Below are 22,820 nucleotides of genomic sequence, written 5' to 3'. Positions count from 1 at the left end.
CCATTCAAACCAAAATACAAGGAGTCTTGCTTTGAGATCCAGATTATTTGCCGCATTCTTCGGATGCCTGATCGGTTGTTTCATGTTGGCAGCCATTGTTCCGGCCGTGTCTGCGGCCCCTAAAACTGTGGCTGTGCTTCCCTTTACCATGAATTCCCCCCAGGACCTGACCTTTTTGCGGAACGGATTGTTTTCCATGCTGTCCTCCCGACTGTCGGATCCGGGCAAGGTCGACGTACTGGACCGGGCCGCTGTGGATGATGCGTTGACCGGCAGCCAGGGGGATCTGACCCAGGATGCGGCCCGAAACATCGGTGCTGGTCTGGGTGCGGATTATGTCCTGTTCGGCAGTCTGACCCATTTCGGGGAAAGCGTGAGCCTGGATGCCGCCATGGTGGATATCACGGGTGACAAACCGGCCCTGACTTTTTTTGAGCAGAGCAACAACATGGGGGATGTAATTCCCCTGGTCAACACCTTTGCCGGAGATATCAATCAAAAAGTGTTCAACCGGTCCATTGCCAATGAACTGTACGCTCAGCCTGTAGAGCAGGGACCCCGGGCACCGGGCGGGTTCCAGTCAACCGGAGGGCAGGGCGGATTTGTCAATTTGCAGCAATCCGGGGGCGGCGGCGGATTTGCCACCCATCTGTCACTGGATATGGTGATCAATGCCATGGCAGTGGGGGATCTGACCGATGACGGCACGCTTCAGGTGGTGGCGGCCACCGATAATACCCTGATGATCCATAAGATGTCCGACAATCATCTGGTATCGGAAAAACAGCTGGAATTCAGCAGCAATCATCGCATTGTGGCCCTGGATATCGCAGACATCAACGGCAACGGCTATCCTGAAATTTTTGTCACCAGTTTCACCATCCAGCTGGACGGACTCCAGTCCTTTGTGGTGGAATACAATGGGTCTGACTATGTGACGATCACAGACAATCAGCACTATTATTACCGGGTGATTGACGCGCCGGACGGGTCCCAGACCCTGATGGGCCAGCGAAGCAGTAAAGACCCGTTTGACGGGCCTGTTTATATCATGCAGGCGGAAGGCAGCAGCTATACCCGGCAAAAACAGGTCCGGCTGCCCCGGAACACGTCCGTACTGTCTCTGGCCAAAGGGCCGGTGACCAAAGAATCTGCGGAAGAATACGTGATGATCAACCGGTTCGGCCGCCTGGTGGTGACCGATGACGGGGGAAGTTCTGAATGGGAAAGCACGGAAAAATACGGAGGAACGGCCCATGTCTGGCTGTTGCCCCAAAATGATCCGGACGGCTCCTATCGGGAACGGGTCTATATTCATCCCCGGATTCAATTCGTTGACATGACCGGCGAAGACAAACCGGAAATTGTGGTAGTTCAGAACAATGAGTTCGGCGGAGGTGCCCTGGGCCGGTATAAACGGTTTGAAAATGGCACCATCCAGGTGTTGTCCTGGAACGGCATTGCGCTGGCCCCGATGTTTGAAACCCTGGCCCTTCAGGGGTGGATCAGTGATTTTGCCGTGGCAGATATCGATGCAGACGGAAAAGATGAACTCATCGTGTCGGTGGTGACCCAGACCAAGCTGGCCATTCTGGCCAAAGACATGGCATCCAGCATTATTTCGTATGAATTGGACTGATAAATTAAAAAAATATTGACAAGACGGGTTGAATTGAATTAAAGAACATAATCAATATGGTATCTGGCCTTTAAAAGGAGGGCTGGATACCTGTGCTTCAGGTGGTTGGCATAAAAATTGACTAAAAGGAGAAAAAGATGAAAAAATTAATGGTATTGGTTGCAGCCCTGGCATTGGTGGCCGGTTCTGCAATGACCGCTGCGGCGGCTGACTGGAATTTTTACGGGTCTGCCCGTATTGCTACATTTTTTACAGATGTTGAAGAGCAGGTTGCCGGCGGTGTGGACACCACCAATTACGTAGAGAACCTTCAGGGCAACTCCCGTATCGGTGCTACCGTTAAGGTATCTGATGAACTGACCGGTGGGTTTGAATATGGCACCGGCGTTAATGTTCGTAAACTGTATGGTGAATGGAACTTTGGTGCCGGCTCTCTGCTGGTTGGTCAAACTTACACCCCGCTGAACTATTTCTACTCCAACCAGGTATACGGAACTGACAATGACATGCTGGCTCAGGGTGGTGTTTACTCCGGCCGTGAAGGCATGCTCCGCCTGAAATTCGGTGGATTCGAAATTGCTGTGCTGGCTCCGGATGATCCCATCTTTGGTGGTGCTGCCGCTACTGAAGTATCCATGCCCGGAATCGAAGCCAACTACAACCTGGTAATGGATAACTTCAGCTTTAATCTGGGTGCCGGTTATCAGACCTATGAGCTGCTGGGAACCGCCTCAGGTGATCATGATGTGGATTCTTATGTCGTTACCTTGGGTGCAAAGACCGGTATGGGTGGGTTTTCCCTCGGTGGTAATGTGTACATGGGTGAAAACGTAGGGAACATTATGGCTCTTTCCCTTGATGGCGACAATGCCTGGAATGATGGAAATGCCGATTGGGATGGAACTAACGTAGTGGATAATGAAGCCCTGGGTTTCATTCTGGTTGCCACTTTTAAAGCCAATGATATGTTTGCATTTGAAGCCGGTTACGGCTATGCTGAATCAGAACAAATGGGTGGCCTGCTGGATGACAATGAAGTTCAGACCTATTATGTACAGTCCACCATCACGTTGGCTCCGGGAGTCTTCATTACGCCTGAAATCGGCATGATCGATGGTAAAGAAGATGTTGCCGGTTCTTTTGAAACCATGTACTACGGCGCCAAATGGCAGATCAACTTCTAATCAAGGATAGTTCTTTCTGATTTAGAACTGCTTTATTTATTCCATACAGCCACCTGAATTTTTGCAGGGGCCTGATGACAAAGTGTCATCAGGCCCCTGTTTTTTTATAAAAATTCTCTTTTCATTCTGTCCGTTTCAAAGCCCTTCAGCAAATCCCTTTCCAGGCCCTACCGCGGGTAAAGAGTCTCATGGACTCAAAGAATCATCAGTAAAAGATCAGTGGCTGGGTTGGCTACCCTTGAAATTGGGACCATGCCAGTGCGATGATCCATGACTATTTGCCGAAAATGGCAGTATTGCCAAATTCGGCAAATGTTGATTTGCTGATAATTTGCCTTCGTCGCTCGCTGTCTTGCAAAATCAGATTCTTGATATAGCAGAAAAATGTTGCTTACATGTTCAGAAATAAGCTGTTAATGGCAAGATCGGCCGAAGCTGAAGCCGCTTAACGCCAGCGCTGATCTGACGTCACAGAATCGCAGCGACTGCGGCGGTCCGAGTTAAATGCCTTGTTCGGTGTCTTTAGATCTCAGAGCCATAGCCCTGCGACTGATCTCTTCAATGTTGAGTTCTTCATCCATATCCTGACGCCACCTTGTATAGTCGAAAGGTTCCCTTTGGATTAGCGCTATAAACCGTTCTGTCTCGATATTGCCGAGGTGCTGCGTAAGTACTTGCAGGCCCTTGGTTTTGATTTCGGTATCTGTAATCATGCCAGTACCTCCTTATCCTCTTGGACAGCATTTGTCGGGTACCTGCGCCATAAGGCTATCTGATCCTTTCTCTCTTGAAACGGATTCTTGCTATTCTCGTAATCCAGGATGTAGGACCATACCAGCTCAAACGAACCAGATCGAATCTCTTCCTGAACTCGCATTTTTGCTTCAGTCTCAAGCCGAATTCGGAGATGGGATTGGTCATCGAACAGCCTATTGAAACAGCAGTTGTCCAGATAGAGTTTCATGATATTATTCCTCTTTTTTCGCCTTCAGCGAGGCCTTCCCTCTTACCTTCTTCCGGAGTTTCTCTGCCAGTGTCATAATATACTCTCCCGCGTCTTTAACAGTTTTGCGTGCGGGTTGACAATCCGCCTGGTATTTTTTTTGTCTGTCATATGGAAATTCTAACCGGAGCTAATGGTTACGTCAAGAGATATTGAATACCAGTTGAACTGATTGATGTTTCAAGATATGAATGTTGCAATGAACCAAAAAAAAGGGCGGCGAACAAAGGTGTTGTTGGTTCACACACATTGCGCGCCGCCCTTCAGGCGATCAACACTGGAAGATGTAAATGTTTAGAATTTAAAAGCGACTCCCATTGCAACCGCATTGTTCTGCTTTTCATAGGTGACCGGATTTCCCATGGCATCCGGTGCCGTATCCTCGTCATAGAAATTGGTCATCAGCCCCAGATCAAAAGTGATGCGCTCGGAGAAATCATATCCCAGACCAAGGAAAAAAGAATGGGCATCCAGCGCCGGACTCATCTGTTCGGTCAAGGTGAAATCCTTGGCATCAATTCCCACATCTGTGAACATGTAGCCAATGCTGCCGCGCAGGTTGTCCATAAAACTATAGGTGGCGGAGATGGCAAGGTCATAGCTGTTGTCCACATTGGCTTCATCACCGTCCCAGTCCGCCCGTTTTTCTAAATAATAGGTGAACGAGGTGTTCAGATTCAACCGGTCATTGGCATCCCAGGAAACCCCCATGCCAAACACCGCGGGCAGATTCCGGTCATATTTGCCATTCTGTGTTTTTCCCAGACCTGCCAGAACAGCGTTGCCCATTGCGGTGTTGTTTCCATCCAGCGTTGTTTCAAATTCCAGGTCCACTTCAGATTCATACCGGAACGCCAGGAGAAGGTCATTTCTGAGTTTCACGTTCATGCTGGCAATCCAGCCCCAGCCGTCGGCTTCTTCTTCATACGCGCCGTACAGGGCACCCAGGGCGGTGTCGGAATATGCTGACACATCTTTGTTGGCATCCATATACCGGATCCCGGCTGCCACAGACACCATGGGGTTGATCTGGTAACTGGCACCCGCGGTATAGGTGATGTACATGCTTTCAGCTTCGATGAACTGATTGGTGAGCGGCAAAGGAAAGAAACCCATTGCTATGGTATTGGTGATGGCATTACCGGATTCATACTTCACCTCTCCACCACCGCCGTTGTTGGTGATGGAGCCGAACACCCCCCAGACACCGGATTTGTAGGTGGCAAACAGGCCCGGAACAATGGACGGTTCATCCTGGTCCCGGGTCACGGGTCCTGCCTGAAGATCTGTATATTTGTGTTCATAATCCTTGAAAATATAATGCACGTCCAGGCCCAGGCCGATGCCGTCTTCCTGGAACATCATCCCGGCCGGGTTGTAGGCGGCGATATCCACCCCGTCCGTGGCCGCATTCCGTGATCCCGTGGCCAGATACCGGGCCGACCAGTTCTGTTTGTTGTCAATGCCGCCTGCCAGAGCGGTTTGAGCAAAAACACCGACCAGCATCACCAGTGCAGTCAAAATACTCGCGCTTGTCTTTCCCATCTGCCTTCTCCTTTTCAATAAATTAGGGGGTAATTAAAAAACAGCTTTTCAGCTCCATAGACCTGATTTGTCAACATTTATTATTTGGATTTATCCTTGACACGTGCCGGTGTCAAGTGTTTTTACCGATAAACACGGTTTATGTCGATATTTTCAGCATTTTTAAAACAGGTATTTCCAAATTTTCCAGCCGGGCGACTCCCGGGTCTGTTGCCATTGGGGGTTCTGCATCAGATGTTCCGGATTCTGGCGCCGCAGTTCATTACGTCTGGCCTGACGCTCCTGCTCGATTTTTTCCCAGTCCGTGGTGGTTCGGTCAAACACTTCTTTATTGATGTTTGCGGCGATCCGGCTGATCTTATCGATCAATTCATCACTGTTGTCGGATTGTTCAAAAAAAGTCATATGCTGCTTGTTCAAGATGTCATAGACGACGGCGTCGATGCTGAAGGACCCGGCCAGCTGTGTGATGCTGCCGTCTAAAACATACCGGCTGTCGGTTTGTTCGGCCACTTTTTCGATCATTTGGTTCCGGTTGTCTGAATCCAGCTGGTTCAGCACTTGGGTAATTTTTTGTTCGGGAATTACGTTCACTTGATCCGGCCAGGCCAGGCGGGTATGAAGCATGGTCACCACACCCTTTTGAATATGGGAATCGGTTTCCGTGGTATGCATGACAAAGGGAAGCACGGCAATGGTGGCGGGCCGGACCGAATCTTTTTGTGTGTCTTCATTTGATGCAAGGCTGAACGTGGCACCACAGGCCACAACACATAAGGTGAGGCACATCAGACTGAAATATTTCATATCAACTCCCTGACTCAAGTTTGGATTTTAATATGGGGGTAACGGTTTTGGGATCTGCCTTGCCCCGGGTCTGTTTCATGACCCGGCCCATGAAAAAACCGAACAGTTTGGTTTTTCCATTTCGATAGGCAGTCACTTCATCCGGGTTTCGGGCCAGGATCTCATCTACTAACGCCGTCAGTTCTCCACTGTCACTGACCTGTTCCAGGCCTTTTTGTTTGACAATGGTTTGGGGATCATTTCCGGTTTTTGCCATTTCTTCAAACACGGTTTTCGCCACCGTGGCAGTGATGGTGTCTGATTCCAGCAGTCCCATGAGCCCGGCAAAGTTGTCTGCGGATACCGGGGACCGGGTGATGTCGATTCCCTGGGCGTTGAGCAGACCTAAAAGGGTGGTAATGACCCAGTTGGCCGTCTGTTTGGCATTGGACAGACGGGACATGGCCTGGTCAAAAAAATCCGCCAGGTGAATATCTGCGGTCAACACCCGGGCATCATATTCCGACAGCCGGTACTGGGAGATGAACCGGTCCTTTTTTTGATCCGGCAGTTCGGGCATGTGATCGGAAACCTGAGCGATCCAGTCGGCATCCACAATGAGCGGCACCAGGTCCGGATCCGGAAAATACCGGTAATCATGGGCCTCTTCTTTGCCCCGCATGGAAACAGTCCTGTTTTTTTCCGGATCCCACAGCCGGGTTTCCTGAATCACGGTGTCCCCCTGGGTCAGCACATAGGTCTGGCGGTCAATCTCGTATTGAATGGCTTTTTCCACATGCCGGAAGGAATTGAGATTTTTCAGTTCCGTGCGAATACCGAATTGGGTTTGTCCGGCCGGCCGAAGCGAGATGTTGGCATCACACCGGAAACTACCCTGTTCCATGTTGCCGTCGCACACATCAATATATTTGAGGATGGCATGAAGCTTTCTAAGATAAGCCCCGGCTTCGGCCGGGGTGCGCATGTCCGGTTCACTGACGATTTCAATCAAAGGAATTCCCGTGCGGTTCAGATCCACCAGGCTTTTGCCCCGCACCGGATCATGGATCAGTTTGCCCGCATCTTCTTCCATGTGGATCCGGGTGATGCCGATGGTCTTTGCCCCGGTCTGCTCGGTTTCGATGTCCAGATGCCCGTGTTCGGCTATGGGGGCGGCATACTGGGAAATCTGGTAGCCTTTGGGCAGATCCGGGTAAAAATAATTTTTCCGGTCAAACCGGCTTTCTTCGGCAATGGTGCAGTTTGTGGCCAGAGCCGCCCGGATGGCGAAAGTGACCGCTTTTTTGTTCAATACCGGCAGCACGCCGGGCATACCGGTGCACACCGGGCAGGTATTGGCATTCGGAGCATTGCCGAAAGTGGTGGGGCAGGCACAGAAAATTTTGGTCTCGGTTTTGAGCTGGGCGTGGACCTCCAGGCCGATAACAGGTTCGAACTGCATAAACGGGTTTCCCTTTTGATATTTTTTTTGATCATTGATACCAACCTGTTTTTATAGCCCTGATCGCTTGATTTATCAATGAAATTTTATATTTGAACCGTTATCTGGATTTTGCCATGAAATTTTATTCATAAAGTGATATAACCAAAAACTTATAAAACAGGGGATTCATAATTTATGACGTATTTTATATGTGTGATAGGTATGGTGATGATCGTGGAGGGCTTGCCCTATTTTGCTTTTCCGGATCAAATGAAAAAGATGGTTGTCATCATTGCGGGTCAGGACAGCTTTCAGTTGCGGCGGTTCGGTTTTTTTCTGATGCTGGCCGGACTCGGGGTAGTGTATCTGTCCATGAAAGCCGGCTGATGTTTGATTTATCAGATTATGCGTATGACCTGCCCGAAGATCTCATTGCCCAGAAACCCTGTGATATCCGCAGCGACTCGCGCCTGCTGCACATCCACCGAAACACCCACGCCGTGTCTCATCGCCGGTTTGCCGATCTGCCCGGGCTGCTCCAACCCGGCGACCTGCTGGTGGTCAACGACACCCGGGTGATTCCGGCCCGGTTGTTCGGGAAAAAAAACACCGGGGGCCGGGTGGAGGTGCTGATCATCGATTATGCCCAGGGAATGCAGCATCTGGAAAGGACCGGGTCATTCCAGTGTAACTGTCTGGTCCGGGCGTCTAAAATGCCGAAAACAGGCAGTGTGCTGTATTTTACAGATCAGATGACCGGACAGGTGATGTCGGTCCGTGACGGGATTTGTGAGATTCTGTTTTCAGGGGGAAAACAGTTTGTTGCATATTTGAAATCCGCGGGCTCCCTGCCGCTGCCCCCGTATATCCGGCGGGACCCGGAAACCAGCCCGGTTCCGGAAGACCGGGAAAATTATCAGACCGTGTATGCGAGAAATGACGGGGCTGTGGCCGCGCCCACGGCCGGGCTTCATTTTACAGATTCGTTGATGGATCAGCTGATCCAAAAAAAGATCGACATGGTTCACCTCACCCTGCATGTGGGGTACGGCACGTTTGTGCCGGTGCGGGTAAAAGATATCCGGGAGCATCAAATCCATTCGGAATATTATTCCTTGTCACCGGCGGCGGCCCAAAAGATCAATGAGGCCAAAGATCAGGGAAGGCGGGTGGTGGCCGTGGGAACGACATCCGTGCGGACCCTGGAATTCACAGCCGATGACCAGGGGCGGGTTGCTTCGGGTACGGGCATGTGTGATCTGTATATCTATCCCGGGTTCCGGTTCCGGTGCGTGGATGCCGTGATCACCAATTTTCATCTGCCCAGATCCACGCTGCTCATGCTGGTGTCCGCATTTTATGACCGACAACGGATGCTGGATGCTTATGCTGCGGCGGTGGCGGAAAAATACCGGTTTTTCAGTTATGGCGATGCCATGCTGATTGAATGAACCACAGGAGACTTGTTTTTGAAATTTACCTTAATCAAAAAATCCACCCGAAACCGGGCCCGGCTGGGCATCATAGATACCCCCCGGGGGCAGATACAGACCCCGATTTTCATGCCCGTGGGCACGGTGGGATCCGTGAAAGCCCTGACTGCGGATGACCTGAAACACTGCGGGGCCCAGATCATTTTAGGCAACACCTATCACTTGTACCTGCGGCCCGGGTGTGATGTGATCTCGCACTTGGGCGGGCTGCATGAATTTATCCGGTGGGACCGGCCCATGCTCACCGATTCCGGGGGATTTCAGTTTTTTTCTCTGGCAAAACTGGCCAAATTCACGGAAGACGGGGTCGCATTCCAGTCGCATATCGATGGATCCCGGCATTTTTTCTCACCGGAAAAATCCGTGGAGATCCAGACCGTTTTAGGATCGGACGTCATGATGTCTTTAGACTGGTGCATGGGATATCCCGCCACCTTTGACCAGGCACAAACCGCGTTGGAAAAAACCACGGCCTGGGCCCAAAAAGGGTATGACTACTGGCAGGCCCAGGGCGCGCCCAACAACCTGTTCGGCATTGTCCAGGGCGGCATGTTCAAGGACCTTAGAACCCGTTCCGCAGACCAGCTGATGCAGATTGATTTTTCCGGATTTGCCATCGGAGGCCTGTCTGTGGGAGAACCCACGGAGCTGATGTATGAGATGGCAAATCACACCCTGCCGCTGTTGCCTGAAAACAAACCCCGATACATCATGGGGGTGGGCACGCCTGAAAACCTGGTGGAACTGACACAAATGGGATGTGACATGTTCGACTGTGTGATGCCGTCCCGCAATGCCAGAAACGGCAAACTGTTCACATCAAAAGGAGACATGAACATTCCCAACGCCCGGTTCAAGTTCGATACCCGGCCCATTGATGAGCACTGCACCTGTTATACCTGTCAAAACTACACCCGGGCCTATCTGCGTCATCTGTATAAATCCCGGGAACTGCTGGCCTATCGCCTGAACACCATCCACAACCTGTATTATTACCTGGATCTGATGGCAAATATGCGTGAGGCCATCCAGGCGGATGGGTTTGATGCATTCAAGCGGCAATTTTATGAAAACCGGGCACGCGGTGTCTGACAAGCAAACAAGGAAAGCCTTATGCATGAGATGGGAATTGCCCAGGAACTGGTCCGGATCGCTTTGGAAGCACTGCCCCGGGACCTGAAAGACCCGAAAGTGGCATCTTTGAATCTGAGAATCGGAAAATTGTCTTCAGTGGTGCCCCACAGCCTGACGTTCTGCTTTGAAATCATCACCAGGGACACGCCCCTGGAACATGCCCGCCTGGACATTGAGACAGTGCCGGTGGTGATTCGCTGTGACACCTGCGGCAGGCAATGGGAAGCCGATACCCCGGTGTTCCGGTGCCCGGATTGTGAAAACGGGCAGGTTCGGATGATTTCAGGCCGGGAGATCGACATTGATTCGCTCACCCTGATGGAATGATGCGCATCGGGTTGACGTGATTCTTTGAACCCGGTACACTGACTTTTAAAAAAACATGGGAGATCCAAAGACTGATGGAAATTAAAATTCGAAAAAATATTCTGGAGAAAAATCTCACGGAAGCCGATAAAAACCGGAGTTTTTTCCGTGAAAAAAAAGTGTTTGTGCTCAACATGATGTCATCGCCGGGATCCGGAAAGACCCAGACCCTGTGCCGGACCCTGGCACAGCTGATGCCCGATATCCAGGTGGGCGTGATCGTGGGGGACATCTGCACCACCAACGATGCCGACCGCCTGGCCAAAACCGGCGCAAAAGTGACCCAGATCAACACGGACCAGTTCGGGGGAGACTGCCATTTGACCGCGCCCATGATCGATACAGCGGCAAGACAACTGGGATGTGATGACCTGGATCTGCTGATTGTGGAAAACATCGGGAACCTGGTATGTCCGGCGGAATTTGATATCGGAGAAAACGCCCGGGTGGTGGTGCTCAGCGTCACGGAAGGCGAAGACAAGCCAGTGAAATATCCGTTGATGTTTCAGGTGTCGGACGCCGCTATTTTAAACAAAGTGGACCTGCTGCCGTATCTGGAGTTTGATGCGGCCCTGGCTGTGGAGAATATGAAAACCGTGCATCCGGGTATGCCGGTGTTTGAACTGTCCGCCAAAACCGGACAAGGATTTGAGCCCTGGCTTGAGTGGCTGCGCCAGCAACTTTAACAACTGGGGTCAGGCTTGGCTTATTGGTTTATTTCAAAGGACTGCAATAAGCCAAGCCTGACCCCAAAGGCGTTGGAGGCATACCATGGAAAAAAAGCGAACTACATTTGCCGGCACCTGGTATCCGGATTCGGCACAGGCGTGTAAACAGGCGATCCAAACATTTCTGAAAGAAACTTTGCCGCCGGACAAAGGCCGGTTTGTTGCCGGAATCGTTCCCCATGCCGGGTGGGTTTTTTCAGGCCGTATTGCCTGCCAGACCATTGCCGGGCTGGTGCCGCCGGAAAAATCATCCCCCGTGGATACCATTGTGCTGTTCGGGGCACACATGCACCGGCAGTCCGAGCCTTTTATCATGACTTCGGGGCTTATCGACACCCCGCTGGGAGACATTCAGGTGGACGGGCAACTGGTGGATGCGTTGTGTGACAATATCAGCATCCGCAAACGATCGCCTGGCCGATTTGTGGATGAAAACACCCTGGAAGTGCAGTACCCGTTTATTAAATATTTTTTTCCGGATGCCCGTATCGTGGTCTGCGGGGTGGCCCCGTCTTTTTTTGCCCCGATTATCGGCACCACGGCCGTGGATACCGCTCATGCCCTGAATAAAAATATCCGGGTGATCGGTTCCACGGACATGACCCATTATGGGCCGAATTTCGGGTTTGAGCCGGCCGGTTCCGGCCGGGATGCGGTTCAATGGGTAAAGACAAAAAACGATGCCGCCGCCATTGATGCCATGGAATCCATGGATGACAAAGCGATTCTCTCCGAGGGCCTGGCGCATCACAACATGTGCTGTCCCGGGGCCGCAGCTGCCACAGCGGCTGCAGCTAAAAAAATGGGTGCCGTCCGCGCCCGGGTCCTGGCGTATGCCACCAGTTTTGATAAAAATCCGTCCGATTCTTTTGTGGGCTATACCGGGTTGCTGTATGGAATGGATTGACTGGAGAGCCTCTCCCCGGACCGGCCTGGGGCCTCACAAATGTTTTTTGTTTTACGCCTGGAGTCAGAATGAATAGGAAACCGTCATGGACGCGTATTCCTGATCCTCGTTCTGGGTTTCATATTCTTTGGTCTGGTATACATAGGCATAGGTGATTTTAAAGCGGTGAACAATGACGGCCACGCCGGCGATTCCCTGCACGACAAACGGTTTTTTATCCACACTGTGACTGTCCCGGAACGTATTGCCGTCCAGAAAGATATTCCGGAGCACGGCACTGGTATTGAACCCGGCGAACAAATGGCACCCCAGGCGCCGGGATATGGGATAAAACCGGGGGTCATCCTCATTCATGGGGGCATTGGTGTCTGATCCCAGGCGGATCAGAAACGTACCGTAATCATTGGGTAGATGCCAGCCGAACCGGGCCTGTGCCCCGGTGTTGATTCCGGTGAGCGCATTGCCCAGGGCCGCGCCTAAGTGCGGAATGACGTCGAATCCAAATCCTTTTCCCGGGTCTGATTTCAACAGCTTCCATTTCCGTTCATAGTGCAGGTTGAGAATCGGCTCATCTTTCAGCTGATGATCCCAGCCCTTGGGGTCGGTGGTATCGATCCATTTGTGCCAGGTTGTCTGTACCTGTTCCGCATAGGAGTGGGGACCCACAATCCCGACATTGATTTCAAACGTATCCATGCGTTTGCTGTCTTTGCTGTGAAAACCGGCCGCCAGATAGGTGATGCCGGCATAGGGCCGGTCATCTAAAATCAGGTCGGTTCGTTCCAGATCTTCTGGCGCATACATGTTCTGGCCGATGGACAAAGACACATTCCGGACGGTTCCGGGTTTGTTCACAAACGGCAGGGCATCGATGGTGCTTCGGCTCCAGGCCGGGGTGTCAATTTCATGGTAATCGGACAGATCTTTGGAGATCCAGGTCAATTTGACCCCGTTGGTATATTCCCTGTCCGTGCCGCTGACCATGTCGTTTTCAAGATAAAATGTGAGCGTGCTGTGTTCCTCGGGATCTTTTTCAGCAAAACACGGATGGGTTCCGCATACCAGGACAAAAAATAAAACAAGGATGAAAAAAAAGGAATACCGCGTCATCATGACAAGCCTCACATTCGGCCGGCTGCCCGCCGGATCCGCTGAACGGTTTTTTCTTTTCCCAGAGCCAGAAGCATTTCAAAAATTCCCGGGCTGACCGTGGTGCCGGTGATGGCCACCCGCAGGGGCTGGGCGATTTTGCCAAAACCCAGATTACAATCATCCATGATTTTTTTAAACACGGTCTCCAGGGCCGGCTGGGTATAGTCTGACAGGGCCTCAATGGCGTCTGCGGCCTGGTTGAGCATGTCTGCCATCTCCGGAGTCAGAAATTTGGCCGCCGCTTTTTCATCCATTTCCGGTTCATCCACGTAATAGAAACGGGCGGCCCGGGCCATATCCTTTAAGGTTTTGCTCCGGGGCTGAAGCGTTTCGATCACCTGGTGGGTGAACACATCATCTGGGGCATCGATTCCCAGGTGCTGGAGATGGGGCAAAAACAAAGGCCCCAGTTCTGCAGGGGTCTTGGCCTGGATATGCTTGGCGTTGAGTGCGGTCATCTTGCTTAAATCAAACATGCCCGCAGACCGGCCCAGGTGCTCAAGATCGAATTTTTCGATCAGATCCCGGCGGGTAAAAAATTCCTGATCCCCATGGGACCATCCCAGCCGTACCAGATAGTTGATCACTGCATCCGGCAGATATCCCATATCCCGGTATTCACTGACGGACATGGCCCCGTGACGTTTGCTCAACCGGGCCTTGTCCGGCCCCAAAACCATGGGCACATGACCGAACACCGGCAGGTCGGCACCTAAGGCCTGATAGATGAGAATCTGCTTGGGTGTGTTAATCAAATGATCATCTCCCCGGATAATCGTGTTGATCCCCATGGTCAGGTCATCCACCACCACGGCCAGGTTGTACATAGGCGATCCGTCACTGCGGCGGATGATGAAATCATCCATTTCCGCATTTTGAAACGCAGTGTCTCCCTTGACAATATCGTTCACCACAGTCACACCGCTGTCCGGGGTTTTGAGGCGAACCACGGTGCCGGGTGCCTTTGACAGGCCCCGTTCCCGGCATTTGCCGTTATACATGGGTTTGAGCCCTTTGGCCCGGGCCTGTTCCCGCATGGCATCAATCTCTTCCGGGGTGCAGGAACAATAATAGGCATGTCCGGATGCCACCAGTTTGTCAATATACCGGTTGTGAATCTCTTTTCGTTCGGTCTGAAAATACGGGCCTTCATCCCAGTCGATTCCCAGCCATGCCAATGCATCTAAAATGGCATCCACGGATTCCCGGGTGGATCGGTCAACATCTGTATCTTCAATGCGCAGGACAAATTTTCCACGGGTTTTTCTGGCATACAGCCAGTTGAACAAAGCGGTCCGGGCACCGCCGATGTGCAGAAAGCCGGTGGGGGAAGGGGGAAAACGGGTGACAACGGGTTTCATAGTCTCTCCTTGCGTGTAAATCCATCTGTAATATCGAGCCTTTAGGTATCATAAAACCACCCGGGAGGCAACACTTTTCATTGTGTGCCCGTGTTTGCGAAAGTGGTTTAGATCTTGACACAACCCATAAATTGCGGTAATTAAGTTTGTTTTATTGCAGATAATGTGAATAACCCGCAAATTATTTGGACTGAACCGATAGTTTTTAGGAGACATACCCATGGCAGTACCCAAGCAGAAAAGCTCCAAATCCAGGGGCAGAAAAAGACGGACCCATTACAAAACCCAGGCCCCGACCGTGACCATTTGTCCCGAGTGCCAGGAAGCCAAACTTCCCCATACGGCCTGCCCGGAATGCGGGGCGTACAAGGACAGAAATCTCAAAATGACGGCGGAAGAATAACCGGTTACATGGTGCCGAACGTTACATAATTATTTTCAAGGAACGGTTTTCCCATGACCATAGAAACCAAAGTAAGAAAAGTGATCGCAGAAAAAATTCCGGATATCGATATCGAAGATGTGGTACCGGAAGCATCCCTGATCGATGATTTAGGGGCGGATTCATTGACCATCGTTGAGTTGATCATGTCCATGGAGGAAATTTTTGAAATTGAAATCGATGATGAAGCCGCGGAAAAACTGGTCACGGTTCAGGATGCCATTGATTTCATCAAATCCAAATCCTGATGGTTTCAAGGAACCTTTTATATGCGTTCATCCATTATCATCGGCAGCGATCATGCCGGGTTTGAACTGAAGGAAAAAATTCGTACCCGCCTGCTTTCCAAAGGATACACGGTTGAAGATGCCGGGCCTTTCAACGAATCATCCGTCAATTATGTGGATTATGCCAACAAAGTGGCACTTGCCGTGTCTGAAGCCCGGTTTTCAAAAGGAATCCTGGTGTGCGGTTCCGGCATCGGCATGTCCATGGCAGCCAACCGGTTCAAAGGCGTGCGTGCGGCATTGTGCGCGGACCTGCTTTCCGCCCGGCTCAGCCGGCAGCACAACAACGCCAATGTGCTGGCGCTGGGGGGGCGACTGATCGGGGATGTGCTGGCTTTTGAACTGGTGAAAACGTTTCTGGAAACGCAATTCGAAGAAGGCAGGCATCTGGAACGGATTCAATCCATGGATTGCTGAGAAGTCCGGCGGAAAAGGCCTGCCTGCATGTGACAAACGCCTGACAGGGCTTGCCGGCCTGTATAACAAGGAAAGGCAAATGGCAGATCTTGTAACCAATGATCCGCAGATAGCTGCGATAATTGAAAATGAAACAACCCGCCAGGAACAGGGGTTGAATCTGATTGCTTCGGAAAATACGGTCAGCCGTTCCGTGCTGGCGGCCCAGGGATCCGTACTCACCAACAAGTATGCCGAAGGCTATCCGGCCCGGCGGTATTACGGGGGGTGTGATTTTGTGGATCAGGCCGAAGACTTGGCCATTGCCCGGGCCAAAAAACTGTTCCACGCGCCCTATGCCAATGTGCAGGCCCATTCCGGGTCCCAGGCCAACATGGCGGTGTATTTTGCCCTGTTAAATCCCGGGGACCGGATTCTGGCCATGGGCCTGTCCCATGGCGGACATCTGACCCATGGGGCTGCGGCCAGCTTTTCCGGTCGTTTATTTGAATTCGCCCATTACGGGCTGACCCCTGATACCGAAGTCATTGACATGGATCAGGTGGCGGATCTGGCCAAATCATTCAAACCTCGCCTGATCGTGGCCGGTGCCAGTGCCTATCCCCGAATTATCGATTTTCAGGCATTTGCCGAAATCGCCGCATCTGTTCATGCTCTGTTTATGGTGGATATGGCCCATATTGCCGGGCTCGTGGCCGGCGGGGTTCATCCCACGCCCGTGGGATATGCGGATGTGATCACCTCCACCACCCACAAGACGTTGAGAGGCCCCCGGGGCGGACTGATTCTGGGGTCAGAGGATCTGGCCGTAAAAATCAACGCCCAGATCTTTCCCGGTATTCAGGGCGGGCCGCTCATGCATGTGATTGCCGCCAAAGCCGTGGCGTTCAACGAGGCGATGCAGCCTGATTTCGCCCGATACCAGCAGCAGGTGGTGGCAAATGCGTCCGTGCTGGCGGATGCACTCATGAGCCGGGGCTATAAACTGGTATCCAACGGCACGGACAATCATATGGTGTTAATGGATCTCACTGACAAACCCCTGACCGGCAAAGAAGCGGAAACCCGCCTGGGCCGGGCCGGTATCACGGTGAATAAGAACACGGTGCCCAATGAAAAAAAAGGGCCGTTTGTCACCAGCGGGATCCGCATCGGCGTGCCGTTGATCACTTCCAGGGGGATGAAACCGGATGCGGTTCAACAAATCGCCCGATTGATCTGTGATGTGCTTGATGATGTCGCCGCTGTGGACCGGGTGGCTTCCCAGGTCAAAGACCTGTGCCGTCAATATCCATTGTACCCGGGAGAAGTCCGATGATCCGGGAAATGCCGGACCGGCCTTCCTGGAATGACTATTTCATGGGCATCGCAGACCTGGTGGCCGGGCGGGCCACCTGTATCCGCAGAAAAGTCGGGGCCGTGCTGGTGAAGGACCGACGGATTTTGTGTTCCGGATACAACGGGGCACCGGCCGGAATTCCCCACTGCGGGGAAACCGGGTGTCTGCGCCGGCAGCTGAATGTGCCGTCCGGGGTCAAGCATGAACTGTGCAGAGGCGTGCATGCGGAGCAGAATGTGATCATCCAGGCGGCATATCACGGGGTAGCCGTGGCCGGTGCGACGCTTTACTGTACGCATCAGCCCTGTTCCATCTGTGCCAAAATGCTTATCAATGCCGGTATTCAAGAGATTTATTACCGGGATGGATATGATGACCCTCTGGCTTTGGACATGTTTGACAAAGCCGGCGTGACACTGACAAAGATTTGAGGACGCTTGTGCCATGAAATGCCCTTTTTGCAAAGCTTCCAATACCCGGGTGGTGGATTCCCGGCCCGGCAAGATCGAGATGGAAGTCCGGCGCCGGAGGGAATGCCAGTCCTGTTCCCAACGGTTTACCACCTATGAGCGGGTGGAGCAGGTCCCGGTCATGATTGTCAAAAAAGACAACCGCCGGGAAGAGTATGACCGGGAAAAGGTGCTCAAAGGCATTAAAAAAGCCTGTGAAAAAAGAGCCATCAGCATGGACCTCATTGAAAACCTGGTGGACGGCATCGAGCGGGATCTGCGGGAGATCAATGAACGGGAAATATCCTCCAAGGTGGTGGGTGAAAAAATTATCCAGGCCTTGAAACAGGTGGATGATGTGGCCTATGTGAGGTTTGCATCCGTGTATCGGGAATTCAAGGACATCACTGATTTTATCCAGGAACTCAAAGGTCTGCGGCCCGAAGACAGCCATGCCCTGGACAGGATTTCGGAAACATCGGATGACGGATAAGGAATACATGCAGCTGGCCCTGGCTCTGGCTGCCAGGGGCAAAGGGTTCACATCCCCCAACCCGTGTGTGGGCGCGGTGGTGGTTAAAAACGGGGAAGTGGTGGGTCAGGGCTGGCACCGGGCATATGGCGCGGATCATGCGGAAGTGATGGCCATTGACGATGCGAAAGATGCGGCCAGAGGCGCGGACCTGTTTGTGACCCTGGAGCCCTGTAACCATTTCGGCAAAACCCCGCCCTGCACCCATAAAATACTGGCCGCCGGCATCCGGCGGGTGACGGCGGCCTGCCCGGACCCCAATCCGGCCGCATCCGGCGGACTGGCATTTTTATCTCAAAACAACGTAGCTGTATCCTGCGGACTGCTCCAGGACCAGGCCGAAATCCTGATCGAAGATTTTCTCTGGTATGTCCGCCATCACACCCCGTTTGTCACGCTCAAGTGCGCCGCGACCCTGGACGGCCGCATTGCCACCTTTGCGGGCGAATCTAAGTGGATCACCTGTGAGGCGGCCCGGGCCTTCGGTCATGAGATCCGGGGGCAGGTGGATGCCATTCTGGTGGGTTCCGGAACCCTGCATGCGGACAATCCGTCTCTGACCTGCCGGATCCCCGGCAAACAGACCCGGGATCCGGTCCGGATCATTCTGGATACCCGTTTGACCATTTCCGAACATGCTAAAGTGATCCGGCAGGAATCTGTTGCCCCCACCATTGTTGTCACCGGACCGGATGTGCCGGCTGACAAAAAAGCGCGTCTTTTAAAACAAAATGTCCAAATTCTGGAAATCGGCCTGAAAAACAATCGCCTTGATTTACAAGAACTCATGGTTACGTTGGGTGAGATGTCGATAACCAGTCTGCTCATAGAAGGGGGAGGGACGGTTGCGGCAAATGCTCTGGCAGAAGGTATTGTCAACAAACTGATATATTTTCTGGCGCCTAAGCTGCTGGGGGGAAGTGACGGTAAAGCCGTGTTTGAGGGCAAAGGGGTGGAGAAACTGGCAGATGCCGTTACCCTGGCACGTATGACAGTGACCCGGGTGGATACGGACATTCTGGTGCAGGGGTATATCAAGTAAACAGGCAACGTAAAAGAAAGATAGATTTGGGAGAAAAACAGCGTGTTCACCGGTATCATTGAAAGTCTGGGAACCATTCACCGGGTCATTCCCCAGGGCGAGGGAAAAGTATTGCAGATCCGGTGCGGCCTGGACTTGAGTGACACCCGCATCGGCGATTCCATTGCCGTGAACGGGGCCTGCCTGACAGCAGTACATCTTGAGAAACACGCATTTTCCGTGGATATGGCCCCGGAAACCGTGGCCAGAACCACGTTCAAAACTGCGGCTCCCGGCATGCGGGTCAATGTGGAACGGGCCATGCAGCTGTCGTCCCGTGTGGACGGTCATCTGGTGTCCGGGCATATCGATGGTACCGGGGTGATCACCCGTATTGAAAACAAAAGCAATGCCATCCTTTTGACCATTGCCGTGGATACGCATCTGGCAGGGCAGATGATTGAAAAAGGATCCGTGGCCGTGGACGGCATCAGCCTGACCATCAACCAGTGCACGGACACTGATTTTTCCATCAGCATCATCCCCCATACGGCAAAACTCACCACCATCGGATTCAAGCAGACCGGGGATTTTGTCAATATTGAAACCGACATGATTGGAAAATATGTGAGAAAATTTTTAACCCGGACCACAGCCAGCGTTCCTGAAACAGAACATACCGATATCAGCATGTCTCTGCTGGCCCAGAATGGATTTTTATAACTTAAATTGAAAACAGGACTTAAAAAATGCCGCATTTAACGATAGAACAGGCAATTGATGATATAAAGAATGGCAAAATGGTCATTCTGGTGGATGATGAAGACCGGGAAAACGAAGGGGACCTGACCATGGCTGCCGAGGCGGTCACGCCGGAAGCCATCAATTTCATGGCCAAATACGGGAGAGGGCTCATCTGCCTGTCTCTGGATTCCGGCATTGCAGACCGGCTGGACCTTCCCATGATGGTGGAGAACAACACCTCCCAGTTCGAAACGGGATTCACGGTTTCCATTGAAGCCAAAAAAGGGGTCACCACCGGGATTTCCGCTGCAGACCGGGCCACCACCATTCTGACGGCCGTGGCCGATGATACCACGCCCGATGATATTGCCCGGCCCGGACATATCTTTCCGTTGCGGGCCAGGGACGGCGGGGTGATGGTCCGGGTGGGCCAGACCGAGGGATCCGTGGATCTGGCCCGGCTGGCCGGGCTCAAACCGGCCGGCGTGATCTGTGAGATCATGGATGAGGACGGCACCATGGCACGGATGCCGTCTCTGGAACAGTTTGCCAAAGAACACGGCATCGGCATCTGTACGGTGGCGGATTTGGTGAAATACCGTCTTAAAACCGAAAGTTTTGTCAAACGGGCGGCCCAGACCGTGATTCCCACCCGGGTGGGCGGAGAATTCAAAATTATCGCTTATGAAAATGATCTGGACAACCTGACGCATATTGCCCTGGTCAAAGGAGAGATCGATCCTGAAAAAGCCATTCTGGTGCGGGTCCATTCCGAATGCATGACCGGGGATATTTTTTCCTCACTTCGGTGCGACTGCCAGGATCAGCTGCATCGGGCCATGGCCATGATGGAGGAGGAAGGCAGCGGTGTGTTGCTGTATCTGCGTCAGGAAGGCCGGGGAATTGGTCTGGTCAACAAGCTGAAAGCTTATGAATACCAGCGTCAGGGCATGGATACCGTGGAAGCCAATGAAAAACTGGGGTTTGCGGCGGATATGCGTGATTACGGGGTCGGAGCCCAGATGCTGGTGGATTTAGGCGTGAAAAAAATGCGGCTTTTGACCAATAATCCCAAAAAAATGGTGGGGCTGGAAGGATACGGCCTGTCCGTGGTGGAACAGGTCCCCATTGAAGTGCCGCCCAACTGCTACAACCAGGGATATCTCAAATGCAAACAGGCCAAAATGGGGCATCTGCTGCATATGGATAAATATTGCTGAAACATTTTGACATTAAAATAGGGAAAAACAACCATGCCACAGATTATAGACGCAAAACTTTCGGCCCAGGGAAAGACGTTCGGGATTATTGTGTCCCGGTTCAACGATTTCATCACAGGCAAACTGGTGGAGGGTGCTCTGGATGCATTGATCCGCAGCGGTGCCCAGGATCAGGATATTGTCATCGTCAAGGTGCCCGGGGCGTTTGAGATTCCTCTGGCAGCCCAGAAGATGGCAGCCACTAAAAAATATGATGCCGTTATCTGCCTGGGCGCGGTGATCCGGGGGGCCACTTCCCATTACGATTATGTGTGTGCGGAAGTATCCAAAGGCATTGCCAGCGTCAGCCTGGAAACCGGGGTGCCTGTCATGTTCGGGATTCTGACCACGGAAACCATTGAACAGGCCATTGAGCGGGCCGGCACCAAGTCCGGAAACAAAGGCTTTGATACGGCTTTAGGGGCCATTGAAATGGCCAATCTGGGAGAGATCCTCGGAAAGGCTCAATGATCCATGGGAGATCGCAGGCAGTCCAGAGAACTGGCGCTTCAGGCCCTGTTTTTCCTGGATATGAATTCATCCAAAGATGTGCCGGCGGATGTGGAAGCGTTCTGCCTGGAAAATGAGGCAGATTTGACCCCCACTGTCCGGCCGTTTTTCATGGATCTGGTTCAGGGCGTGCTCACGGCCATGGATAAAATCGATCCCATGCTGGAAACCTATTCCAAAAACTGGAAAGTGTCCAGAATGCCGGTGGTGGATCGCAACATCATGCGTATCGCCGCGTTTGAACTGCTGGAAAGACCGGATATCCCCCCGTCCGTCACCATCAACGAAGCCGTGGATATCGCTAAAAAATACAGTACCCGGGAATCAGGATCCTTTGTAAACGGGATTCTGGACCGGATACGCTTGTCCATCGGCCGATGATGCGCATCAAATCATATCATGGCGGCACAGACAAAAGGATACCGGAGTAAGACAATAACGACACAAGGAGGGTGTTTTGATTATTAAAAAACTTGAAGTAGGACCGATCATGGCCAATTGTTTTATTCTGGGGTGCGAAGATACCCGGGAAGCCGTGGTGATTGACCCCGGAGATGACGCGGACCAAATCCTCATGATACTGGCCAAGGAAAAACTGACTGTCAAGTATCTGATCAATACCCACGGCCATTTTGATCATGTGGGGGCCAACCGGCGCATGAAAGAGGTCACGGGTGCCAAATTGGCCATTCATCCGGATGATGTACCCATGTTGTCCGAGTTGTCCCGGTCCGCGGCCTCGTTTGGTTTGTCTGCGGAAAATTCACCGGAACCGGACCTGCTGCTTCATGACAAAGACACGGTGCGCTTCGGCAATATCACGTTGACCGTCATTCATACGCCGGGACATTCCAGGGGCGGTATTGCCCTGTACACGCCAGGACACCTGTTTGCCGGCGATACCCTGTTTGCCGGATCCATCGGCCGGACCGATCTGCCGGGCGGGGACTATGACACCCTGATTGCCAGTATCAAACAAAAACTGCTGGTCCTTCCCGATGATACCGTGGTGTATACGGGGCACGGCCCGGAAACCACCATTGCCGATGAAAAACGCATGAATCCTTTTTTGCGATGA

General features: G+C 52.3%; 26 protein-coding genes. 20 read left to right on the top strand and 6 right to left on the bottom strand.

The window, feature by feature from the left end; translation table 11 throughout:
* Positions 1-31 precede the first annotated feature (31 nt).
* A complete protein-coding gene (locus K365_RS0117050) occupies positions 32-1,639 on the top strand; it encodes an FG-GAP-like repeat-containing protein (protein ID WP_024335562.1) in 1,608 nt (535 codons plus the stop codon).
* A 137-nt stretch (positions 1,640-1,776) separates the two neighbouring features.
* A complete protein-coding gene (locus K365_RS0117045; protein WP_024335561.1) occupies positions 1,777-2,823 on the top strand; it encodes a hypothetical protein in 1,047 nt (348 codons plus the stop codon).
* 500 nt (positions 2,824-3,323) lie between these two features.
* Here the strand turns inward: K365_RS0117045 and K365_RS0117040 are convergent, their stop codons facing one another.
* The 4 genes from K365_RS0117040 to gatB all read right to left on the bottom strand — a co-directional run bounded on the left by K365_RS0117040 (position 3,324) and on the right by gatB (position 7,619).
* The gene (locus K365_RS0117040; RefSeq protein ID WP_024335560.1) at positions 3,324-3,536 is read right to left on the bottom strand and encodes a hypothetical protein; all 213 of its coding nucleotides are present in this window, start codon (positions 3,534-3,536) and stop codon (positions 3,324-3,326) included.
* 584 nt (positions 3,537-4,120) lie between these two features.
* On the bottom strand, positions 4,121-5,371 hold the full coding sequence (locus tag K365_RS0117030; protein WP_024335558.1) for an OmpP1/FadL family transporter: 1,251 nt from the start codon (positions 5,369-5,371) through the stop codon (positions 4,121-4,123).
* Between the two features lie 162 nt (positions 5,372-5,533).
* Positions 5,534-6,178: a hypothetical protein gene (locus K365_RS0117025; RefSeq protein ID WP_024335557.1), complete on the bottom strand. Its 645-nt coding sequence runs from the start codon at positions 6,176-6,178 to the stop codon at positions 5,534-5,536.
* A gap of 1 nt (position 6,179) precedes the next feature.
* A complete protein-coding gene (gene gatB, locus K365_RS0117020; RefSeq protein WP_024335556.1) occupies positions 6,180-7,619 on the bottom strand; it encodes an Asp-tRNA(Asn)/Glu-tRNA(Gln) amidotransferase subunit GatB in 1,440 nt (479 codons plus the stop codon).
* Between the two features lie 177 nt (positions 7,620-7,796).
* Here gatB and K365_RS0117015 point away from each other — a divergent pair, with 177 nt between their 5' ends.
* The 6 genes from K365_RS0117015 to amrB all read left to right on the top strand — a co-directional run bounded on the left by K365_RS0117015 (position 7,797) and on the right by amrB (position 12,229).
* On the top strand, positions 7,797-7,988 hold the full coding sequence (locus K365_RS0117015) for a DUF2065 domain-containing protein (RefSeq protein ID WP_024335555.1): 192 nt from the start codon (positions 7,797-7,799) through the stop codon (positions 7,986-7,988).
* Entirely contained in the window at positions 7,988-9,052 is a 1,065-nt protein-coding gene (gene queA / locus K365_RS0117010) for a tRNA preQ1(34) S-adenosylmethionine ribosyltransferase-isomerase QueA (RefSeq protein ID WP_024335554.1), read from the top strand. The genes K365_RS0117015 and queA overlap by 1 nt, the downstream gene beginning before the upstream one ends.
* A gap of 18 nt (positions 9,053-9,070) precedes the next feature.
* Positions 9,071-10,186, top strand: a complete 1,116-nt coding sequence (tgt, locus tag K365_RS0117005; protein ID WP_024335553.1) for a tRNA guanosine(34) transglycosylase Tgt — start codon at positions 9,071-9,073, stop codon at positions 10,184-10,186.
* Between the two features lie 21 nt (positions 10,187-10,207).
* A complete protein-coding gene (hypA, locus tag K365_RS0117000) occupies positions 10,208-10,555 on the top strand; it encodes a hydrogenase maturation nickel metallochaperone HypA (RefSeq protein ID WP_024335552.1) in 348 nt (115 codons plus the stop codon).
* A gap of 74 nt (positions 10,556-10,629) precedes the next feature.
* Positions 10,630-11,280 (top strand): hydrogenase nickel incorporation protein HypB, encoded by a 651-nt coding sequence (gene hypB, locus K365_RS0116995; RefSeq protein WP_024335551.1) that lies wholly within the window; start codon positions 10,630-10,632, stop codon positions 11,278-11,280.
* Between the two features lie 85 nt (positions 11,281-11,365).
* A complete protein-coding gene (gene amrB, locus K365_RS0116990; RefSeq protein WP_024335550.1) occupies positions 11,366-12,229 on the top strand; it encodes an AmmeMemoRadiSam system protein B in 864 nt (287 codons plus the stop codon).
* A 63-nt stretch (positions 12,230-12,292) separates the two neighbouring features.
* On the opposite strand, the gene K365_RS0116985 is transcribed toward amrB, so the two are convergent.
* Together K365_RS0116985 and gltX are read right to left on the bottom strand one after the other, a co-directional pair.
* Positions 12,293-13,342 carry a lipid A deacylase LpxR family protein gene (locus tag K365_RS0116985; RefSeq protein WP_029725476.1) on the bottom strand — a complete coding sequence of 350 codons (1,050 nt, stop codon included), beginning with the start codon at positions 13,340-13,342 and terminating at the stop codon, positions 12,293-12,295.
* 8 nt (positions 13,343-13,350) lie between these two features.
* On the bottom strand, positions 13,351-14,742 hold the full coding sequence (gene gltX, locus K365_RS0116980) for a glutamate--tRNA ligase (protein ID WP_024335548.1): 1,392 nt from the start codon (positions 14,740-14,742) through the stop codon (positions 13,351-13,353).
* A gap of 220 nt (positions 14,743-14,962) precedes the next feature.
* On the opposite strand from gltX, the gene rpmF reads away from it, so the two are divergent.
* From rpmF to K365_RS0116920, 12 genes are all read left to right on the top strand, one after another.
* Positions 14,963-15,145, top strand: coding sequence for a 50S ribosomal protein L32 (gene rpmF / locus K365_RS0116975; RefSeq protein ID WP_024335547.1), 183 nt, complete (start codon positions 14,963-14,965; stop codon positions 15,143-15,145).
* Positions 15,146-15,198: 53 nt separating this feature from the next.
* Entirely contained in the window at positions 15,199-15,432 is a 234-nt protein-coding gene (gene acpP / locus K365_RS0116970; protein WP_006967155.1) for an acyl carrier protein, read from the top strand.
* 21 nt (positions 15,433-15,453) lie between these two features.
* Positions 15,454-15,888 carry a ribose 5-phosphate isomerase B gene (gene rpiB, locus K365_RS0116965; protein WP_024335546.1) on the top strand — a complete coding sequence of 145 codons (435 nt, stop codon included), beginning with the start codon at positions 15,454-15,456 and terminating at the stop codon, positions 15,886-15,888.
* A gap of 79 nt (positions 15,889-15,967) precedes the next feature.
* Positions 15,968-17,206, top strand: coding sequence for a serine hydroxymethyltransferase (gene glyA / locus K365_RS0116960; RefSeq protein WP_024335545.1), 1,239 nt, complete (start codon positions 15,968-15,970; stop codon positions 17,204-17,206).
* The gene (locus K365_RS0116955; protein ID WP_024335544.1) at positions 17,203-17,658 is read left to right on the top strand and encodes a deoxycytidylate deaminase; all 456 of its coding nucleotides are present in this window, start codon (positions 17,203-17,205) and stop codon (positions 17,656-17,658) included. The genes glyA and K365_RS0116955 overlap by 4 nt, the downstream gene beginning before the upstream one ends.
* Positions 17,659-17,671: 13 nt before the next feature.
* Positions 17,672-18,169, top strand: coding sequence for a transcriptional regulator NrdR (nrdR, locus tag K365_RS0116950; protein ID WP_024335543.1), 498 nt, complete (start codon positions 17,672-17,674; stop codon positions 18,167-18,169).
* The gene (ribD, locus tag K365_RS0116945; RefSeq protein WP_006967162.1) at positions 18,159-19,250 is read left to right on the top strand and encodes a bifunctional diaminohydroxyphosphoribosylaminopyrimidine deaminase/5-amino-6-(5-phosphoribosylamino)uracil reductase RibD; all 1,092 of its coding nucleotides are present in this window, start codon (positions 18,159-18,161) and stop codon (positions 19,248-19,250) included. Before nrdR ends, ribD begins: the two co-directional genes overlap by 11 nt.
* Positions 19,251-19,292: 42 nt before the next feature.
* Positions 19,293-19,952: a riboflavin synthase gene (locus K365_RS0116940; protein WP_024335542.1), complete on the top strand. Its 660-nt coding sequence runs from the start codon at positions 19,293-19,295 to the stop codon at positions 19,950-19,952.
* Between the two features lie 26 nt (positions 19,953-19,978).
* Positions 19,979-21,193 carry a bifunctional 3,4-dihydroxy-2-butanone-4-phosphate synthase/GTP cyclohydrolase II gene (locus tag K365_RS0116935; RefSeq protein ID WP_006967167.1) on the top strand — a complete coding sequence of 405 codons (1,215 nt, stop codon included), beginning with the start codon at positions 19,979-19,981 and terminating at the stop codon, positions 21,191-21,193.
* Between the two features lie 33 nt (positions 21,194-21,226).
* Complete coding sequence (gene ribH, locus K365_RS0116930) at positions 21,227-21,703, top strand: 6,7-dimethyl-8-ribityllumazine synthase (protein ID WP_024335541.1); 477 nt, start codon at positions 21,227-21,229, stop codon at positions 21,701-21,703.
* 3 nt (positions 21,704-21,706) lie between these two features.
* Positions 21,707-22,123 carry a transcription antitermination factor NusB gene (nusB, locus tag K365_RS0116925; protein WP_006967175.1) on the top strand — a complete coding sequence of 139 codons (417 nt, stop codon included), beginning with the start codon at positions 21,707-21,709 and terminating at the stop codon, positions 22,121-22,123.
* A 76-nt stretch (positions 22,124-22,199) separates the two neighbouring features.
* Entirely contained in the window at positions 22,200-22,820 is a 621-nt protein-coding gene (locus K365_RS0116920; protein WP_024335540.1) for an MBL fold metallo-hydrolase, read from the top strand.

It is taken from the genome of Desulfotignum balticum DSM 7044, from assembly GCF_000421285.1.
Lineage (GTDB): Bacteria > Desulfobacterota > Desulfobacteria > Desulfobacterales > Desulfobacteraceae > Desulfotignum > Desulfotignum balticum.
This window is presented reverse-complemented; position numbering and strand designations above follow the sequence as displayed.

Bases quoted from the DNA above. Each gene is read 5' to 3' on its own strand.
- K365_RS0117045 (WP_024335561.1), top strand. From the start codon at position 1,777: ATGAAAAAATTAATGGTATTGGTTGCAGCCCTGGCATTGGTGGCCGGT.
- K365_RS0117040 (WP_024335560.1), bottom strand. From the start codon at position 3,536: ATGATTACAGATACCGAAATCAAAACCAAGGGCCTGCAAGTACTTACG.
- K365_RS0117030 (WP_024335558.1), bottom strand. From the start codon at position 5,371: ATGGGAAAGACAAGCGCGAGTATTTTGACTGCACTGGTGATGCTGGTC.
- K365_RS0117025 (WP_024335557.1), bottom strand. From the start codon at position 6,178: ATGAAATATTTCAGTCTGATGTGCCTCACCTTATGTGTTGTGGCCTGT.
- gatB (WP_024335556.1), bottom strand. From the start codon at position 7,619: ATGCAGTTCGAACCTGTTATCGGCCTGGAGGTCCACGCCCAGCTCAAA.
- K365_RS0117015 (WP_024335555.1), top strand. From the start codon at position 7,797: ATGACGTATTTTATATGTGTGATAGGTATGGTGATGATCGTGGAGGGC.
- queA (WP_024335554.1), top strand. From the start codon at position 7,988: ATGTTTGATTTATCAGATTATGCGTATGACCTGCCCGAAGATCTCATT.
- hypA (WP_024335552.1), top strand. From the start codon at position 10,208: ATGCATGAGATGGGAATTGCCCAGGAACTGGTCCGGATCGCTTTGGAA.
- hypB (WP_024335551.1), top strand. From the start codon at position 10,630: ATGGAAATTAAAATTCGAAAAAATATTCTGGAGAAAAATCTCACGGAA.
- amrB (WP_024335550.1), top strand. From the start codon at position 11,366: ATGGAAAAAAAGCGAACTACATTTGCCGGCACCTGGTATCCGGATTCG.
- K365_RS0116985 (WP_029725476.1), bottom strand. From the start codon at position 13,342: ATGATGACGCGGTATTCCTTTTTTTTCATCCTTGTTTTATTTTTTGTC.
- gltX (WP_024335548.1), bottom strand. From the start codon at position 14,742: ATGAAACCCGTTGTCACCCGTTTTCCCCCTTCCCCCACCGGCTTTCTG.
- rpmF (WP_024335547.1), top strand. From the start codon at position 14,963: ATGGCAGTACCCAAGCAGAAAAGCTCCAAATCCAGGGGCAGAAAAAGA.
- acpP (WP_006967155.1), top strand. From the start codon at position 15,199: ATGACCATAGAAACCAAAGTAAGAAAAGTGATCGCAGAAAAAATTCCG.
- rpiB (WP_024335546.1), top strand. From the start codon at position 15,454: ATGCGTTCATCCATTATCATCGGCAGCGATCATGCCGGGTTTGAACTG.
- glyA (WP_024335545.1), top strand. From the start codon at position 15,968: ATGGCAGATCTTGTAACCAATGATCCGCAGATAGCTGCGATAATTGAA.
- K365_RS0116955 (WP_024335544.1), top strand. From the start codon at position 17,203: ATGATCCGGGAAATGCCGGACCGGCCTTCCTGGAATGACTATTTCATG.
- nrdR (WP_024335543.1), top strand. From the start codon at position 17,672: ATGAAATGCCCTTTTTGCAAAGCTTCCAATACCCGGGTGGTGGATTCC.
- ribD (WP_006967162.1), top strand. From the start codon at position 18,159: ATGACGGATAAGGAATACATGCAGCTGGCCCTGGCTCTGGCTGCCAGG.
- K365_RS0116935 (WP_006967167.1), top strand. From the start codon at position 19,979: ATGCCGCATTTAACGATAGAACAGGCAATTGATGATATAAAGAATGGC.
- ribH (WP_024335541.1), top strand. From the start codon at position 21,227: ATGCCACAGATTATAGACGCAAAACTTTCGGCCCAGGGAAAGACGTTC.
- nusB (WP_006967175.1), top strand. From the start codon at position 21,707: ATGGGAGATCGCAGGCAGTCCAGAGAACTGGCGCTTCAGGCCCTGTTT.